This is a genomic window from Bifidobacterium sp. MSTE12, from assembly GCF_000513015.1.
In the GTDB taxonomy this organism is placed as follows: Bacteria; Actinomycetota; Actinomycetes; order Actinomycetales; family Bifidobacteriaceae; genus Bifidobacterium; species Bifidobacterium dentium.
This window is the reverse complement of record NZ_AZYA01000007.1, coordinates 348,104-364,519: the sequence shown is the minus strand read 5'-3', so window position 1 is coordinate 364,519 and position 16,416 is coordinate 348,104. Positions and strand designations below refer to the sequence as shown.

Sequence of the window (16,416 nt, the reverse complement as noted above, 5' to 3'; positions counted from 1 at the left end):
GGTTCTTGAAGGCACTATCGATTTTTCATATACCGGCACATACCGACAAAACAATGGCCGGGCGGCCGATTCTCATCCAGAGAACGACCGCCCGACCATTAGCAACTACAGCACGGCGGCTATGCGGCGCACCGCCTCCCGCAGTTGATCCTCTGACTTCAATAGGCTGAATCGCACATAGTCGACGCCGACTTTGCCGAAACAGGTGCCCGGCAGCGCGGCTACGGCGGCACGTTCCAGCAGCAGATCGGCGAACCGCTCGCCGGTCAGCCCTTCCGGAGCATGCACCCAAGCGTATATGCCACCGTCCGAATCGAACACGTCCAAGCCGGCATCGCGCAGACCGTCGGCGACGATCTGCCGACGCAACGCATAGCGTGAAGCCAACTCGGCCACGCATTCCTGATCGGACTGCAAGGCCACGGTACCGGCATCCTGCACGTTGCCGGTCACCATGGAACCCATCTGATAGTGATACTGTTTGACGTGGCTGACGATGTCGTCGTTACCGGCGATGAATCCGGCCCTCCAACCGGCCATCGCGTACATCTTCGAGAGTGAGCATACCTCGACGGTCACATCGAACGCATCCGGCAACGATAGGATGCTGATCTGCTGATTGCGCACACCCAAACCGGCATAGGCGAAATCCTGTACGATCACGAAGCGGTGCTCATGAGCCAGCTCGATGGCGCGTTCCAGGAACTCACGCGGCGCCTGCGCGCCGGTCGGATTGTTGGGATAGTTCAGAATCAGCACCTTGACGCGATCCCAGGTCTCCCCCGGCACCGCATCCAGATCGGGAAGGAATCCGCGCTCGGCAAGCGATGGCAGCAGAATCTCCTCAGCGCGGCTCATCAGTGTCATGCAATGGTACGACGGATAATACGGATCCGCGTATGCAACGGCGTCTCCCTCAGACACCAGCACCGCAAACAGCGCCGCCAATCCATCGACTGCGCCCTCCACCGCAAACAACTGCGTCCTCCAATCCAAGTCGACGTCGTACGTATTGCGATACCAATGCTCGGCCGCCTGCAGAAAACTCGGTTTGCCGTCGAACGGCGAATACCGCGCGTTCGCGGGGTCATCGACGGCCTGCTTGGCGACGTCACGGATGAAATCCGCCGGAAAGGCGTCCGGATTGCCTTTCGCCAGATCGATCACGTCGGCGCCGCCCGCGACGGCGGCAGCGACCTTGCGGTCCATGTCGGCGAAGACATTCGGCGGAATCGACTGCGCGACCGTAGTGAACGCGACCGGGGAAACGTATGAAGTCATGAAAACACCTGCCTTGCTGAAAGCAACCGCGTACGTGGAGCCGGGACCGAAAACAGCCTCAGCTTGCCACGTACGCCGTCAACCTTTGTTACGACACCGTCAAGCTCAGTGAGTCACCTTGCGTGCGATGGCATCGCCGATCCATTGGATGATCTGCACGATGACGATCAGAATGATCACGATCGCCACGAGCACGCCGGTTTCGTACCGGTTATAGCCGTACTGGATGGCCATGTCGCCGATGCCGCCCGCGCCGATGGTGCCGACCATCGCGGAGTAGCCGATCAGCGAGATGATGGTGAGCACCACGCCGCGGATGAACGACGGCAACGCCTGCGGGAACACCGCTTCGCAGATGATCTGCCTGGTGGTGGCACCGGTGGAGATGGCCGCCTCCAAAAGGCCCGGATCGACTTCGGAAAACGCGCTTTCCGCGATTCGGGCGAAGAACGGCACCGCGGCGATCGACAGGGAGATCGCGCCGCCGGTCGGCGTGTACGGGTCGCCGAGCAAGAGCTGCGCAACCGGGATGAGCACGACCATGAGAATCAGGAACGGTAGCGATCGAATGGCGTTGACGATGAATCCGACGATGGTGTTGACCACACGATTCGGCTTGAACAGGCGGTTTTCGGTCAAATACAGCAACAGCGCGATCAGAGTGCCGAGCACCACGCCGATGATGGCGGAAATGACAACCATATACGCCGTATCCAATAGCGCCTGAGCAAGATTTTCCTGAAGGATCTCAAGGGTTTCTTCCATATCTCTCACACCTCCTGAGCTTGAGCGGATGCAACGGAATCGGCGGTTTCAGGAGCGATCGCCAGCTGTCCGCGATCAAGTTCCCGGTAGCTGAACACGTGCGTTTTCAACTGATTCAGCGCCTGTACCAGCGGCTCGCCCGCTCCGCCCACCAACACGATGAGAATGCCGATGGCCTGCGAACCGAAGTATTCCACGTTGGCATGCAACACGTTGATGCTTACGCCGTAATCCTGTGCCACTTGGCTGATGAGCGGCTCAAGCGCCGCATCGCCCTTGTATCGCAGCTCCACGATGGTGCCGACCGGTAGCGACGGCACCAACTGCGGCGGTACGGCGATGCCAAGGTAGCGTTCCACCAACGCCTTGGTGGTCGGATGATTCGGCGCACTGAACACGTCGAAGGTGTTGCCCTGTTCCACTACCACACCGTTTTCCATCACGGCCACGCGGTCGAAGATCTGCTTGGCCACATCCAATTGATGCGTGATGAATACGATGGTGATGCCAAGCTCGCGATTGATGCGTTGCAATAGCGCCAGAATGCCTTCCGTGGTTTCAAGATCCAGCGCGCTGGTGGCCTCGTCGCACAGGAGGATCTCCGGCTCGTTGGCAAGCGCACGGGCAATCGATACACGTTGCTTCTGCCCACCTGAAAGGCTGGACGGATAGCTGTCGATCTTGTTTTCCAGTCCGACGAGCGTAAGCAGTTCGCGGATGCGCTCCTGCCATTGCGGCTTCGGATATCCGCCCGCTTTAAGCGCGAATTCGATGTTCTTGCCGACCGTGACGTTGCCGATCAGGTTGAAGCCCTGGAAGATGAAGCCTATTTTCTTGCGCAGCCCGCGCAGATCCGCACCTCTCAGCCCGGTGACGTCATTGCCGTCAATGACGACTTGTCCGCCGGTGGGGCGTTCCAGCAGGTTGATGGTACGTACCAGCGTGGATTTGCCGGCACCGGAAAAACCGACGATGCCGAAGATCTCGCCTTTGTCGACGTTCAAAGTCACATGTTTGACGGCTTCGACGGTTCGGCCGCCTTCATGGAAGGTGACGGATACATCCTTCAGTTCGATGACGCTCATTGTTCCCTCGTTGTTTCGATTGGCTCGGTAACTCGATTGACGAATCGGTGGGCTTTCCCGCTCAACGCATCTCACACGGGAAACCCACCGATCAGGCCAGTCGACGGTTCACCAAGTGGTCGGCTTGCCGAAATCCTTGAAATCGCTCTTGGCGATGGCGTCCTTGAATTCCTGGCTGGTCAGCAACTTCTTGACGGCCTTACCGAAGTCGGAGTCGACGTCCTTGGTGTTGACCACGAACACATTGATCACGCCTTCGTCCTGCTGTTCCGTGGCAAGCGCCTCGGCTGGCTTGAGTCCCGCAGCCCAGGCGAAATTGCCCGGAACGAGCGCCACATCGACCGTATCGACGGAACGGGCCAGCTGGGCCGCGTCAAGGGTCTTGATCTTGAGGTTCTTCGGATTCGAAGCGATGTCGTTGACGGAAGCCTTGGTGGAGTCGATGTCTCCCTTGAGGGTCACGAGGCCCTGCTGTTCAAGCACTCCAAGCGAGCGTGCCAGATTGGAGCCATCGGCCGCAATGGACACGGTGGAGCCGTCTTCGATATCGTCGATGGACTGGTACTTCTTGGAGTAGATGCCCAGGCCCAGCGTCGGTACCTGGCCCAGCGAGGTCAGATCGAGGTTGTTGTCCTTCGTGAATTTGTTCAGATAGTTGATGTGCTGCATCAGGTTGGCCTGAATGGAGCCGGAGGCGAGCGCCTTGTCGGGCTGCACGTAATCGTTGAACAGCTTGGTCTTGAGTTCGAAGCCGTCGTCTTTGAGGAGCGGGCCGATGACCTTTTCGACCATGTCACCATATGGTCCGGGGCACACGCCCACGGTGATCTCGGTGGTCTTGCCGCTATTGGAGTCGAGGCTGGCCGAGGTGCTGTCGGAGCCGCAGGCGGCGACGGAGACGAGCGTCGTGACGGCGAGTACGGCTGCGAACACGCGCTTGACGTCGTTCGCTTTCTTCAGGATGTTGATGGTCATGGGTTTCCTCTCTCGTATGTGTGTCAGAAAAAACGAAGATATATGGTTACTTATACGGTCACTTGCTTGCCTCGGCGTCGGCTTCGGCCTGGGCTACGATATCCGGATTGTGGATGGCGAAGGCACGTTCCGCAAGATGCACCTCTCGGGTGAGGAATTCGTGCAACTTGCATACGTAGCCGTTTTCGCGGCCCACCTTGGCGATGTATCCGTTGATGTAGTCGACTTCCGTGGGACGTCCCTTGGTCAGGTCCTGATACATGGACGGGTAGTGCAGCGGATGCGCCACTCCGGCGGTGTGCAGAATGGTCTCGACCTCCGTCTCACGTGTGCCGAGCAGTTCGTATCCCGCCGCCTCGGCCGCGCCGTAGGCCTCGTCCACGAGCTGTTCGGTGAGCCAGCGCGCGTCGGGATGCGCGTGAAATTCGCCGAAGCGAATCTGATACATGGTGCACAGCGTGTTGAGCACGGCATTGAACACGATCTTGGCCATGCACATGCCGATGAAGTTCTCCACGATGGTCGGGTTCAGCGTGGCTGCCTTGAAGTCTTCAAACAACACCTGTTCGGCCGCCTTCACCCCCTCGCTCGGATCGTCGGCGTAAGAGCATAGGTTCATGGCCTTGGCATGGGCGCCACCGGTGAAGTTGAAGTCGCCCGGACCATATACGTAGGCGCCGATCAGTGCCGTACCGCCGTAGATACGGTCTTTGGAGAAGTATTCGTTGAGTTTTTCGAAATGGCCGTACCCATTCATCGCGGAGAACACGATCTGGCGGTCGTTGAACAGGTGGGCGCAGCGCTTGAGCACGGCGTCGAGCTGCATCTGCTTGACGAATACGATCCACACGTCCGGCTCGCCGGTGTATTCTTCCGGATAGTAGACGTCGATCGGCACCAGATGGCGGTCTTCGCCATCCTGCGACACATAGGCGCCGCCCTGTTCGCGAATCTTCTCGACGTTCGGCTTCCACGTATCGATGAAATCAACATCCTTATGGGCGAACTCCTGCAACAGAACACCATACTGAATGCCCATTCCGCCGGCACCGATCACTGCGTACTTCATGCCCCGATCTCCTCTCTTATAAGTGCTTTTCACCGTCTTTCCAAGCGGACAATCACAAGATATCGGAAATAATCAAGCCGGATACCGGCGTGGCTATATGCGCTTCTTATGAAAGGCGCAAATCGTCATAATCAATATTTATGGAGCGTTATCAGGATGTCGGTGTCAACAGGGACGCGACCGGGATCCCAACAAAAAAGACCTTCCGCGAAAGCGAAAGGCCTTTCCCATGGGTGTCGTCCTGCAAATCGCAGGTCGACGGCTATCGTCAGTCGACGACGCCCTTTTCCACGACGATGTCGTCCGGGTCGACGTCGGAACCGTACACCGGCTTCAGAGTCTCCTCGTAATCCTTGTGGAAGAAGTTCTCGTCACCGAGCTTGTCGATCTCCTCGTTGATCCAGTCGAGCAACTCCTTGTTGCCCTTCTGCACGGCCGGAGCGATGGTATCTTCGTCGCCGAGCTTGGTGATGCCGACCTTGAAGCCCTTGTTGGACTTGGCCCAGGCAAGCACCTCGGTGTTATCGGTGGAGAATGCGTCGCCACGACCATCGAGCAGCGCATTATAGGCATCGGCGTACTGGTCGTACTTCTGCAGCTTGATGTCGGGCTCGTTCTTCTCGAAGTAGGTTTCCGCGGTGGTGCCCTTGGCCACGATCAGGGTCTTGCCCTTGAGCTGGCTTACATCGGTGATTTCGGCGCCTTCCGGGGAAACGACGCCGAGCGCGACCTTCATGTACGGCTTGGCGAAGTCGACCTTCTCCTTGCGTTCGTCGGTCACAGTGAAGTTGGCGAGGGTGACGTCGACCTTGTTGGAGGTGAGCACGTCCACACGGGCGGCGGGATCGACGGAGGTGTAGGCCGCCTTCACGCCCAGATCCTTGGCGAGACGCTCGGCGAAGTACACGTCGTAGCCGGCGTAGTTGCCGTCCTTGTCGACATAGCCGAACGGGGCCTTGTCGGAGAACACGGCCACCTTGAGCTCACCGGACTTTTTGATTTCGTCCAGGGTACGGGCGGTGGTCTTGCTCGAGCTGGAGCCGCTCGCAGTGGAACCCTCGTCACTCGGGGTCGCTGCGGACGGGCCGCATGCAGCCACGGAGGCCGCCATGATCAACGCGGCCGATGCGGCCACGATGTTCTTTACGGTTTTGCTGATGATTGATGCGGTCATGGTTTCTCCTCTCTTCAAGATGACTGCCATCACAATCTATTGGTCGACGGCATCGCCTGATGTGCGATGCCTGTCGAATTCGAAGGTGTGCAGGAACTGCTGCGCACGTTCGGTCTGCGGGTGGGTGAAGAATCTCTCGGCATCATCGGACTGCTCCACGATGCCACCGTCTTCAAGCAGGATGACCTGGTCGGCGATAGCCCGCGCGAACTGCATCTCATGCGTGACGATGAGCATGGTCTGGCCGCGATCGGCGAGTTCGAGCATCACGTCGAGCACCTCACGCACCATTTCCGGGTCAAGCGCGGCGGTGACCTCGTCGAACAGCAGCACTTCCGGATGCAGAATCAACGCTCGGCAGATGGCCACACGCTGACGCTGACCGCCGGAAAGCTCATGTGGCCAGGCATCCTTGCGATCAGCCAGTCCGACACGTTCCAGCAGCGCGACGGCCTCCTCTTCGACCTCGGCCTTGTCACGCTTCTGCACGAGGGTCGGCGCAAGCGTGATGTTGCCGAGTACGGTTTTGTTCGGAAACAGGTCATAGCTTTGAAACACCATGCCGACACGCGTGCGCAACTCGCTGCTGCGCTTGCTGCGACCTGCGGATTCGGTGCCCGGCCTGCCGGTTTCGATGACCTCGCCATTGAGCGATATGGTACCGCCCTGGATCGGCTCGAGTCCCGCGATGGTGCGCAACAGCGTCGATTTGCCGGAACCGGAAGGTCCGACGATCACGAACACCTTGCCGTGCGGTACCTCGAAGGAAATATCGTTCAGCACCGGCCTGTCGGCGTTGGCGTACTGCTTGACCAGATGCGCGACCTGAAGGCTTGGCTGCTGCATGTCAGTCATGCGACCACCTCTTTTCCAGTCGGCGGGCCACGATGGACAGCGGCCAGCACACGATGAAGTACATGAAGAAGATCACCCCGTAAATCCACAAGGTTCCGGTCGGGTATTGAAAACGGTTCGCATCGATGATCTGCTGGCCCACCTTGATCACCTCGACCACACCGAGCAGTACTGCCAGCGAAGTGGTCTTGACGATTCTGGTGGCGAGATTCACCGAAGCCGGAAGAAGCCTGCGCAACGCCTGCGGCAGAATCACCCGGGTGAAGGTCTGCCAGGGACCAAGTCCCAGTACGTAAGCGGACTCATATTGCGCGTCGGGAATCGATTCGAGCGCACCACGCACAAGATCGCCCAGCTCGGCGCCGCCCCACAGCACGAATACGAACACGCAGGCACCGGTCGCATCCAGGTTCCAGTTCCAGGCGCGGGCAAAACCGTAGAACGCAATGAACAGCAATGCCAGCTGCGGCATGATGCGAATGAAATCAAGATAGATGCGGGTCAGCAATCGGATGACGGGATTGTTCATCGTCATCAGCCAACCGACGATCAGTCCGACCGGAACGGAAAGCGCGACGGACACGCCGGCAATCCACACCGTGACCCACAGTCCCTGCAGCAAGCGTGGAAAGACGCCCGGCTGGAGCAGAATCTCAGCGCCGTTCATAGTCGAACCTCCGCTCCAGCCATGTGCCGAACAGCGAAATCGGCAGCAGAATAATCAAGTATGCGACCACCAACATGAACAGCGACTCATACGTGCTGTAATACATGCCGATCAGATCCTTGGCCATATACATCACGTCGGCGAGCGCGATGGCGGAAACCACGGAAGACTCCTTGATCAGAAAGATCACATTGGCCACCACGCCGGGAATGGACGTGCTGACGGCCTGCGGAATAACCACACGGCTCAGGGTCTGCCATGTATTGAATCCCAGTACGTAGGCGGATTCGCGTTGTACGTTGGGTATGGTCTCAAGTCCGCCGCGCATCGCCTCGGCCATGTAGGAGCCGCCGAGAAAACCGAGTCCCACGATGGCGCATTGTTCGGCCGACCAAACCACGCCGAGCTTCGGCAGACCGAAGTACAGAAAGTACAGCTGCACCAGCAACGGGGTGTTGCGGCTCAGTTCGATGTAAACGCGCACGATCTGCCGCAGGACGGGGATACGTGCGATTTCAACGCCCGCGCAGACCAGACCGACGGCAATCGCGAGGGCGATGCCGAACACCGAGATGAACAGCGTCATTTCAGAGCCTGTGACAAAAAACGGCGCATAATGTGTGATAAACGTCCAGTCGAGCACGTGTCACCTCCTCGCCTCTCATCGCTATTCGCGTGTCCATATCCGATGCGCACTGTCGTACGACCTGTTTGACAGGCGCGGCCCATCGTAGCGCGGAACGGACCGGCAACAGGCCATGGCGTTATCGGATTTTCATATAGGGACTTATCAGGAACCCGCGAACCGGCCTCCCGGCAATCCTTTCACAGTATCGCACAGCATGCGTTTCTGCTGTAAGCCGATGACCGAATGTGAAGATTGGGTACACCTCGCGAGAGAGTAGGCACATGCTCATTCGACATGCAACCATGGATGACCTTGACGCGATTGTGGCGGTCGAAGCTGCGTGCTTCCCTCCTGCGGAGGCGGCGAGCAACGAAAGCCTCACCGCTCGCGTCGCCGCGTACCCCGACCATTTCTGGCTGTTGGTCAACACCGAAAGCGACGATGACGCCTGCTTCCCCGCTTCCGTTCAGGATGGCACGCTCGTAGGCTTCGTCAACGGCATGACCACCGACGAACCGGATCTCAGCGACGCCATGTATGATGACGCCTCCATGCATGACGAGAACGGGGCATGGCAGATGATCTTCGGCGTGGATACGGCTCCCGTGTATCAGCATCGTGGTTGCGCCAGCTATCTGTTGCGTCGCGTGATATTGGATTCGGTGCTCGCCGGACGTAACGGCATCGTGCTCACCTGCAAGGAACGTCTGATTGGATTCTACGCCCGCTTGGGATTCGTGGATGAGGGCGTTTCCTCATCCACCCATGGCAATGTGGTCTGGCATCAGATGCGATTAAAACTCACGCATGCCACCACCGAGCAGGCCGATCGCGCCGCCGAAGGACCTGGCGAGGTTACCGCGGCCATCGCCGTGGTCAAGGCGGGCATGCCTTCCGGCTCGCCGACCAGGCCAGTGGAGGCCGCCGAGCCCGGCATGGGCGATGCGATCGGTGCTGCGACCGAATCCGCCACCCTCCCGCAGTACGCCCCTGCCTCAGCCGACACGCTGAATACCAGCAGCCATGCCACGCTTCCCTCCAAAATTGCCGCGATGGCGACCGCGAAAAGCATTCGTGTGGCCATGAGCGAGGCCACCGCCACCATGGATCGCGAGGTTCCCGAGACCACGGAGTTTCCAGCGGTGACCGCACAGAGCTGACGTTTCGCCGCACACCCTACGACACGCCGATGATTTGCATTTCGTGGATTATCCACGTAAGTTAGCATTCGCTTCGGGCGGTTGGCGCAGAGGTAGCGCACTTCCCTGACACGGAAGGGGTCACAAGTTCGAATCTTGTATCGCCCACGCGAAGCGGATGACGAAGCCGGCAAGCCGGTGGAGACATCCACGGGTGATTGGCGCAGCGGCTAGCGCACTTCCTTCACACGGAAGGGGTCATAGGTTCGATTCCTATATCACCCACTGAATTTCTGCTTCTCACGGCAGAAATTCTTTGCGGACATAGCTTAGTTGGTAAAGCGCAACCTTGCCAAGGTTGAGACCGCGGGTTCGAGTCCCGTTGTCCGCTCCAGTAAACCTCATTCGACAAGACCTCAGCATCATTCGATACTGGGGTTTTTCTTTTCACCGCATCAGACTACCGTCGGGTTGTCCCCATCATGCGCCGACGATAATCGGGACAACCCGACGATGCTTCCTACTCCCCCATGCCACTCCACGCATAGCCGAGATGCATGAATTCCGGCACCTTGTACCATTTGACCGGATAGCCCGCACCATGCGCGCAAAACACCGAATCCGGCGTGTTTTCCAGATCGGCTTCAGGATCGTATGCCGCATTCTCAATCACCTCATCGGCATTATGACAGGGACGGTATCCGGCGAAGACGCAACTTAAATGTCCGCGGCCATGCGTGTAGGCGTTCACATCCATCGCGTAGTCCTGCATTTCGGCCACCGGAGCGGTGCCATCCAATACCATGTACTCACCATCGGGACTCGGAGTCTCGAATGTGCCACCCATCCGCTGCACGTCAGCCATGGCATGACCGACCATGTCCTGCGGTACTTCCAGACGGAAGCCATACCACGGTTCCAACAGACGGCAATCGCCCTGCTTCTTCGCTTCCATCAGGCCCTGCCTGATCGCACGATATGTAGCCTGGCGGAAATCACCGCCCTCCGTATGTTTCAGATGCGCACGGCCGACCAACAACGTAATCCTCATATCGGTGATAGGCGAGCCGGTAAGCACACCCAGATGTTCACGTTCCTGACAATGTTGCAAAATCAGTCTCTGCCAGTTACGGTCAAGCACGTCCTCGCTGCACACGGTCGCATACCGCATGCCGCTTCCGGCCGGCAACGGCTCAAGCAGCACATGGGTCTCCGCATAGTGACGTAACGGTTCGAAATGGCCCACGCCTTCAATCGGTTTGGCAATCGTCTCCTTGTAGAGAATGCTGCCCGGACCGAACGAAACGTCCAATCCGAAACGGTCGTGCATCATCTGCTGGATAATCTCCAGCTGTACGGCACCCATCAACTGCAAGTGCACTTCTTCGAGACGCGTCTGCCACACGACATGCAGTAGCGGATCCTCATCCTCCAACTCGCGCAACGCCACGAGGCATTTGTGGATGTCACACTCTCCTGGCAGCAGCGTGTAGGTGAGCACCGGCTGCAGTATCGGACTCTCACCGTTGCGTTCAAAGCCCAGGCCTGCGCCGGGGAATGTCCGTGTCAAGCCCGTCACCGCACACACCGTACCGGCCGGAACCGTGTCAACCGTGGTGAATTTCGCACCGGAGTAGACACGCACCTGATCGGCCTTTTCATGCCATGTACCGTTTTCACCGCACGAACCGTCACCTGCCGTGGCGGAACCGACCCGCACCGTGCCGGTCAGCAATGCCTTCGCCGCGAAGTCGCCGCCCGTCACTTTCAACCAAGTCAGGCGATTGCCTTGCGCATCATGTGACACCTTATATATACGCGCTCCGAATTCGTTGCCGTAGCAAGGCTCTTCAACGTATCGTTCGAAGCCTGACATGAATGCTTCGACGCCTTCCATTTTCAGAGCCGAACCGAAGAAGCAAGGGAAGATCTCGCGATGCACGATCATGGTACGGATGGTTTCATCCGAAACGGTTCCGGCTTCGAGGTAGGCGTTCATGGCGGATTCGTCCTGCATGGCGATTGCTTCCATGGCATCCGCAAACGCGGGATTGTCTGCGCCCCGCTCCCCTGCACCGGTGAAACCCGTAAAGTCGATGCAGCCATCGGAAAAACGTTGCTTGAGTTGGTTCAACAATGTCGCCTTATCGGCACCGGGCGCATCCATCTTATTGATGAAGACGAAAGTGGGCACTTGGTAACGTGCCAGCAATCGCCACAGCGTCTCGGTATGACCCTGAATGCCGTCGGTGCCGGAGATCACCAGAATCGCATAATCGAGTACACGCAGGGTGCGTTCCGTTTCGGCGGAGAAATCGACGTGGCCTGGAGTGTCAAGCAGGGTCAGCGTCAGACCGTCCGCTTTGATGATGGCCGGTTCGGTGAAGATGGTGATGCCGCGCTGACGCTCCATTGCATTCGTGTCGAGAAACGCATCGCCATGATCCACACGGCCAAGCCTGCGCACCTGACCGGTGGCATAGAGCAACGCCTCCGACAATGTGGTCTTACCCGCATCCACATGTGCCAGAATGCCGGTGACGATTCGTTTCATAATCCCTCCCACAGGCCGACTAACCTATCAACAACATACACACCGCCCCTGTCTCAACAATCGCAATCGCCGTCGCGAAGGGCACGTGCAATGCCGCCATCCTTGGCCATGTGCCAACGATCTCGGATGGCTCAGCGTCCAAATTATTCCAGCTTGTGGGTGAATCACCTCGCTCGCAAGCCACTCAGAGTCCCGAAACATCCAGACACTGGAACAATCACCCCGTTCACAGACTTCTCAGCGTCCCAAATCATCCGGCCTGTGGATGAATCATCCCGCTGGACGCCCCCGCAATGCACCAAATCATCCAGTCACTGGAACAATCACCCCTGCAAATGGCTTCTCAACGTCCCGATTTCTCCAGTGACTGGCGCAATCATCCCGCTGCAGGGTTTGTGAATGGGATACATCATCCACCCACTGGATTATTTATCCCCTCAACCAATCAAACAGGATGTTGGCATCATTACGGGAACCCCTCATCGTCGCATCGACCGAACACACGCGAAAGGGTTTGCACCACGCAAACTCATAGCCACGGTGTTCACAAGGCTTTGAGAACAATACCCATTGCGGCGAGAATCACCCCGATGTATTGGGCGGCTCGTACATGTTTGCGAGGTACTCCCAACAGGCCGAATCGGTCGACCACAAGCCCTCCGCCAACCTGCCCGAGCAATATGAGCATGACCGTCATACCGGTGCCGATTTCCGAGGACAGATATGCATTGCACATCACCAGAGTCGCCCCCAGCAATCCGCCGACCCACATCCACCATGGGTTGCCTTTTTCCAGCGCATCGCCGAGGCTGTAGGTATGGTCGACCAGACCCACCACAATCGTCAGAGCAGCCAGCCCGACGACAAAGGAGGCCAACGAAGCTTTGGCGGGAGATCCCAACGAGACGCCAAGTCTGCCGAGCAAGGCCGTTTGAACAGCCGAACACATGCCGAAGGATACCCCTGCCAAACTCCATAGCGCCATCGCAAGCACATCGTGCGAAGCTCGCGGATCGACATGTCGTCTCACTCCTGCATCATCCGCCGCATCTCGATGACCCAGCTGCAGACCGACCCCCATGACGGCAAGCAGGAAACCCGCCATTGCAAGAACCGTGCCGCATACACGCAACGGTGAAATCGCCCGCTGTTGTGCGCCGAACCAGCCAAAAGCGTCGATCAGCAATCCCATGACGATCTGCCCCGTGACCGGCATGATCACGGTCCTCAAACTACTTAATTTCGGCAATAGCAGCACGTTGCCGGTCAGGAACGTCACGCCGAACACACCGGCGAGCCACATCCACCATGGGCCGTCCGCCGCCGTAGCCGACAACAACGGATAAGGCCCCGTCGCCAACACAATGGCCAGCATCGACAGCAGCCCCACACTGAACGACACCATTGAGGCACGCAAGGGTGAACCGACAGAACGGCCCAGACGCGCGTTCACCGCTGTTTGCACCGGCGTAATGGAACCCGAAAAAACACCCAACAGCAACTGCAGCATGCCTTGACTCCTTCTTCCTCCAGCACGTCACTATAGTAGGATGCAATTTCCAAACTACCGACGCTAAGAACCCGTCAGCGTCGGTGGATTGGGAAAGATCCTAATCCACCGACGGTAGATGGCATGTCAGCGTCGGTGGATTGAATGTTCTCCCAATCTACCGATGGTGAGGCGTATCTTAGCGTCGGTAGATTGGGGGAACTATGGAAAAGTCCCCGCTCCGTATGGGGGCGAGGACTTGATCGTGACCCCGGGGAGACTCGAACTCCCGACCTTGAGATTAGAAGTCACATGCTCTATCCAGCTGAGCTACAGGGCCAAACCTGATTCAGTATAGTCAGTTCACACGCGGTTGCCAACTTGACACATCAACAATTCTGCCCCACCCCGTCACATTCCCCTCATCAACAAGCGCAATCCGGCATCCCTGAGCTTAATCATCGATAACATGTCGCTCGTTGCGAACCCATACCATTAGGGCAGCAGAGGAGATGCAACGAAGTTTATACGCTCCCTCACCCGGTGTTTTTACAGTGAAAACCCAGATGCATCTTACTCGAACGCCCCGCAAGACAATGGGACCACATCCCTACGCCCCTCTTTACCGCACAGACCGCTATGCCGCAGTTCGCCCTATAATTACGAGTCTGCCCGTAATTCACGGTAATTGTCACACCATTGGCGACCGAAGTAGAATTACCCGCATAAGGATTTGAAAGTACCGCATACCGGCCGCGCGACAGATAATGCCTTATCATTCACAGCGGCGAAAGAGTCAACGAATGAAACGCAGAGAATCTTTGCTTGTCGCCGTCTGCATTGGCGTGCTATCCTTTTTTTCTATTTCGTTTTGCGCTTGTGGATTGCATCGAAATATGGCAAACCATTGAATCCATACTGGGATCGCTCCATCCTTTCATGCAATCCCACGTATGCATCATCGCCTTGCTTACCTGTTGCTCATTAATCACGGCACTGCTTACATATCAAATCTGCATAGGTAAAATTCATGTTCTATTGCTATATTTCATCACTGCACTATATCTTTTATTATTTTTTGCAATAATAATGCTTAAAAGTAGAGGAATATCCGGCTTTAATGTTAACCCATTATTGATTGTCCAAGAACTCCTTCAAGCACCTCTCACAGTTCTGTTCAACATGCTTGCATTCATGCCAATAGGCTTTATGCTGGCATGGAAGTGTCAGTCCCCCAAAGTCACGATCCTGCTTTTCCTCGCATTCATTACGATTTGCGAACTCATCCAAAGCATCTTGCATCTGGGTATTTTCGACGTTGATGACATCCTGCTCAACACCTTTGGCTTCGCCCTTGGCTTTCTTGCGCAAAACCATGCCGATTCCCGCGGATGGAGCATGCAGAGACAAGGGAACTTCGTCACCATCAGCAAACGATGACGCCCTTGAATTCGACGATATGTCCGACACCGCGGACAATCCATCGAATCGCCCAGTCACAACCGGCTCACGGCTCGATAATCCAGCTCAATCCTACGAGCACGATGAGAAACAGCACGTTCACCGCGGAGTAGACGGCCAGATAGCGGCCCTTCTTGTTCGGATACTTGCGCACCACATTCTTGTAGCCAATCAGCGAGGCCATGGATGCGATCAGCGTACCCATGCCACCCAGATTGGTGCCGATGATCAGCTCACGCCACTGGTCGCAGAAGCCGGAGAGCAACAGCGTGGTCGGCACGTTGGAGATGAACTGGCTGGAGACTACGGACACCTCCAGCGGGTGCGCGCCCACCAGCGAGGCCGCCAGCTCATAGAATTCCGGCACACGCTTCATGTTGCCGATGAAGATGAAGAACATGCAGAACGTAAGCGGCAGTCCCCAATCGACATTGCGGAATACGCGGCGATCGCACAGCAGAAAGGCCGCCACCACGATCACGCACATGACCCACAGCGGAATGAAATCACTCACCGCGAGCAGGCAGACCACGAACAGCGCACAATATACCAGCGTGCGCCAGCCGCCATAACCGGCACCATAGCCGGTCACGCGGATCTCATCCGGCTGCGGCTGGTCGGCGCGAGGAGCGAGCACGTTCTGTTCGATGCCGACACCGTCGATCGAAGAGAATTCGGAAACCGGCTTCTTGCCGAATACCACGCAAGTGATGAGTACCAGTAGCACCGCCGCGGTCGCCGAATATGGTGCCATGATGCCGATCATTTCAGATGATGGCATGCCGGTAAGCGCCTTCAGATACAGGTTGTGCGCATTGCCGATCGGGGTGAGCATGCTGCCGACGTTCGCACCGACCGTCATCAGCGTGCCGACGAGCACCGCATGCTCCTCCATATGAGCCATGGTGAGCACGGCCAACGCGAACGGGATGAACGTGACCAATGCCACGTCGTTGGTGATCAGCATGCCGGAGAAATAGGTGAGCGAAATCAGCGTGATCACCAGACCGCGTGCGGTGCTGACATGATGCAGCAGACGCGAGCCGATGATACGGAACACACCGATGCGTTGGAACCCGCACACCACCAACATCAGGCAGATGAGCTGCGAGATGGTGCTGGCATGAATATAGCCGGCATACTCCTTATCCGGCGGAACGATGAAGCACGAGATCACGGCGAGTATGGAAGCCACTACGAGAATGGTCTCGTTCTTCAGGACCTTGACCACCAAACGTCGCATCCATTCCTCCAGGAATCCTCACCTGCAACAT

The 16,416-nt window shown here is 57.5% G+C and carries 14 protein-coding genes and 4 tRNA genes; 5 read left to right on the top strand and 13 right to left on the bottom strand.

The features are described from left to right. Positions 1-105 precede the first annotated feature (105 nt). From HMPREF1494_RS02415 to HMPREF1494_RS02375, 9 genes are all read right to left on the bottom strand, one after another. Positions 106-1,281 (bottom strand): pyridoxal phosphate-dependent aminotransferase, encoded by a 1,176-nt coding sequence (locus HMPREF1494_RS02415; protein ID WP_003836913.1) that lies wholly within the window; start codon positions 1,279-1,281, stop codon positions 106-108. Between the two features lie 105 nt (positions 1,282-1,386). After that, positions 1,387-2,046 (bottom strand): methionine ABC transporter permease, encoded by a 660-nt coding sequence (locus HMPREF1494_RS02410; RefSeq protein WP_003842464.1) that lies wholly within the window; start codon positions 2,044-2,046, stop codon positions 1,387-1,389. 5 nt (positions 2,047-2,051) lie between these two features. Next, positions 2,052-3,131, bottom strand: coding sequence for a methionine ABC transporter ATP-binding protein (locus HMPREF1494_RS02405; RefSeq protein WP_034519127.1), 1,080 nt, complete (start codon positions 3,129-3,131; stop codon positions 2,052-2,054). A gap of 108 nt (positions 3,132-3,239) precedes the next feature. Next, positions 3,240-4,106 (bottom strand): MetQ/NlpA family ABC transporter substrate-binding protein, encoded by an 867-nt coding sequence (locus HMPREF1494_RS02400; RefSeq protein ID WP_034519125.1) that lies wholly within the window; start codon positions 4,104-4,106, stop codon positions 3,240-3,242. A gap of 58 nt (positions 4,107-4,164) precedes the next feature. Beyond that, entirely contained in the window at positions 4,165-5,175 is a 1,011-nt protein-coding gene (locus tag HMPREF1494_RS02395) for a ketopantoate reductase family protein (protein WP_034519122.1), read from the bottom strand. Between the two features lie 268 nt (positions 5,176-5,443). After that, a complete protein-coding gene (locus HMPREF1494_RS02390; RefSeq protein ID WP_033489701.1) occupies positions 5,444-6,349 on the bottom strand; it encodes a cysteine ABC transporter substrate-binding protein in 906 nt (301 codons plus the stop codon). Positions 6,350-6,385: 36 nt separating this feature from the next. Further along, positions 6,386-7,204 (bottom strand): amino acid ABC transporter ATP-binding protein, encoded by an 819-nt coding sequence (locus HMPREF1494_RS02385; protein WP_003836925.1) that lies wholly within the window; start codon positions 7,202-7,204, stop codon positions 6,386-6,388. Further along, entirely contained in the window at positions 7,197-7,871 is a 675-nt protein-coding gene (locus tag HMPREF1494_RS02380; RefSeq protein WP_034519119.1) for an amino acid ABC transporter permease, read from the bottom strand. Before HMPREF1494_RS02380 ends, HMPREF1494_RS02385 begins: the two co-directional genes overlap by 8 nt. After that, positions 7,858-8,514 carry an amino acid ABC transporter permease gene (locus tag HMPREF1494_RS02375; protein WP_003836928.1) on the bottom strand — a complete coding sequence of 219 codons (657 nt, stop codon included), beginning with the start codon at positions 8,512-8,514 and terminating at the stop codon, positions 7,858-7,860. The genes HMPREF1494_RS02380 and HMPREF1494_RS02375 overlap by 14 nt, the downstream gene beginning before the upstream one ends. Before the next feature lie 266 nt (positions 8,515-8,780). On the opposite strand from HMPREF1494_RS02375, the gene HMPREF1494_RS02370 reads away from it, so the two are divergent. The 4 genes from HMPREF1494_RS02370 to HMPREF1494_RS02355 all read left to right on the top strand — a co-directional run bounded on the left by HMPREF1494_RS02370 (position 8,781) and on the right by HMPREF1494_RS02355 (position 10,032). Next, positions 8,781-9,659, top strand: a complete 879-nt coding sequence (locus HMPREF1494_RS02370; protein ID WP_034519117.1) for a GNAT family N-acetyltransferase — start codon at positions 8,781-8,783, stop codon at positions 9,657-9,659. A gap of 75 nt (positions 9,660-9,734) precedes the next feature. Continuing rightward, a tRNA-Val gene (locus HMPREF1494_RS02365) sits at positions 9,735-9,806 on the top strand. 44 nt (positions 9,807-9,850) lie between these two features. Next, positions 9,851-9,923: transfer RNA gene (locus HMPREF1494_RS02360), tRNA-Val, on the top strand. Between the two features lie 33 nt (positions 9,924-9,956). Beyond that, positions 9,957-10,032, top strand: a tRNA-Gly gene (locus tag HMPREF1494_RS02355). A gap of 126 nt (positions 10,033-10,158) precedes the next feature. Here the strand turns inward: HMPREF1494_RS02355 and HMPREF1494_RS02350 are convergent. The 3 genes from HMPREF1494_RS02350 to HMPREF1494_RS02340 all read right to left on the bottom strand — a co-directional run bounded on the left by HMPREF1494_RS02350 (position 10,159) and on the right by HMPREF1494_RS02340 (position 14,021). Further along, positions 10,159-12,192, bottom strand: coding sequence for an elongation factor G (locus tag HMPREF1494_RS02350; protein WP_034519115.1), 2,034 nt, complete (start codon positions 12,190-12,192; stop codon positions 10,159-10,161). 544 nt (positions 12,193-12,736) lie between these two features. Beyond that, positions 12,737-13,702, bottom strand: coding sequence for a DMT family transporter (locus tag HMPREF1494_RS02345; RefSeq protein ID WP_034519114.1), 966 nt, complete (start codon positions 13,700-13,702; stop codon positions 12,737-12,739). 245 nt (positions 13,703-13,947) lie between these two features. Continuing rightward, positions 13,948-14,021: transfer RNA gene (locus HMPREF1494_RS02340), tRNA-Arg, on the bottom strand. A gap of 599 nt (positions 14,022-14,620) precedes the next feature. Between HMPREF1494_RS02340 and HMPREF1494_RS11640 the strand changes: the two genes are divergently transcribed. Beyond that, on the top strand, positions 14,621-15,121 hold the full coding sequence (locus HMPREF1494_RS11640) for a VanZ family protein (protein ID WP_331279564.1): 501 nt from the start codon (positions 14,621-14,623) through the stop codon (positions 15,119-15,121). A 67-nt stretch (positions 15,122-15,188) separates the two neighbouring features. Here HMPREF1494_RS11640 and HMPREF1494_RS02330 read toward each other — a convergent pair whose 3' ends face one another. Beyond that, positions 15,189-16,385: an anion transporter gene (locus HMPREF1494_RS02330; RefSeq protein ID WP_003836938.1), complete on the bottom strand. Its 1,197-nt coding sequence runs from the start codon at positions 16,383-16,385 to the stop codon at positions 15,189-15,191. Positions 16,386-16,416: the final 31 nt, after the last annotated feature.

What these genes read in the sequence shown, in the direction of transcription:
- HMPREF1494_RS02415 (WP_003836913.1), bottom strand. Translation starts at nt 1,281, where the DNA reads ATGACTTCATACGTTTCCCCGGTCGCGTTCACTACGGTCGCGCAGTCG.
- HMPREF1494_RS02410 (WP_003842464.1), bottom strand. Translation starts at nt 2,046, where the DNA reads ATGGAAGAAACCCTTGAGATCCTTCAGGAAAATCTTGCTCAGGCGCTA.
- HMPREF1494_RS02405 (WP_034519127.1), bottom strand. Translation starts at nt 3,131, where the DNA reads ATGAGCGTCATCGAACTGAAGGATGTATCCGTCACCTTCCATGAAGGC.
- HMPREF1494_RS02400 (WP_034519125.1), bottom strand. Translation starts at nt 4,106, where the DNA reads ATGACCATCAACATCCTGAAGAAAGCGAACGACGTCAAGCGCGTGTTC.
- HMPREF1494_RS02395 (WP_034519122.1), bottom strand. Translation starts at nt 5,175, where the DNA reads ATGAAGTACGCAGTGATCGGTGCCGGCGGAATGGGCATTCAGTATGGT.
- HMPREF1494_RS02390 (WP_033489701.1), bottom strand. Translation starts at nt 6,349, where the DNA reads ATGACCGCATCAATCATCAGCAAAACCGTAAAGAACATCGTGGCCGCA.
- HMPREF1494_RS02385 (WP_003836925.1), bottom strand. Translation starts at nt 7,204, where the DNA reads ATGACTGACATGCAGCAGCCAAGCCTTCAGGTCGCGCATCTGGTCAAG.
- HMPREF1494_RS02380 (WP_034519119.1), bottom strand. Translation starts at nt 7,871, where the DNA reads ATGAACGGCGCTGAGATTCTGCTCCAGCCGGGCGTCTTTCCACGCTTG.
- HMPREF1494_RS02370 (WP_034519117.1), top strand. Translation starts at nt 8,781, where the DNA reads ATGCTCATTCGACATGCAACCATGGATGACCTTGACGCGATTGTGGCG.
- HMPREF1494_RS02350 (WP_034519115.1), bottom strand. Translation starts at nt 12,192, where the DNA reads ATGAAACGAATCGTCACCGGCATTCTGGCACATGTGGATGCGGGTAAG.
- HMPREF1494_RS02345 (WP_034519114.1), bottom strand. Translation starts at nt 13,702, where the DNA reads ATGCTGCAGTTGCTGTTGGGTGTTTTTTCGGGTTCCATTACGCCGGTG.
- HMPREF1494_RS11640 (WP_331279564.1), top strand. Translation starts at nt 14,621, where the DNA reads ATGCAATCCCACGTATGCATCATCGCCTTGCTTACCTGTTGCTCATTA.
- HMPREF1494_RS02330 (WP_003836938.1), bottom strand. Translation starts at nt 16,385, where the DNA reads ATGCGACGTTTGGTGGTCAAGGTCCTGAAGAACGAGACCATTCTCGTA.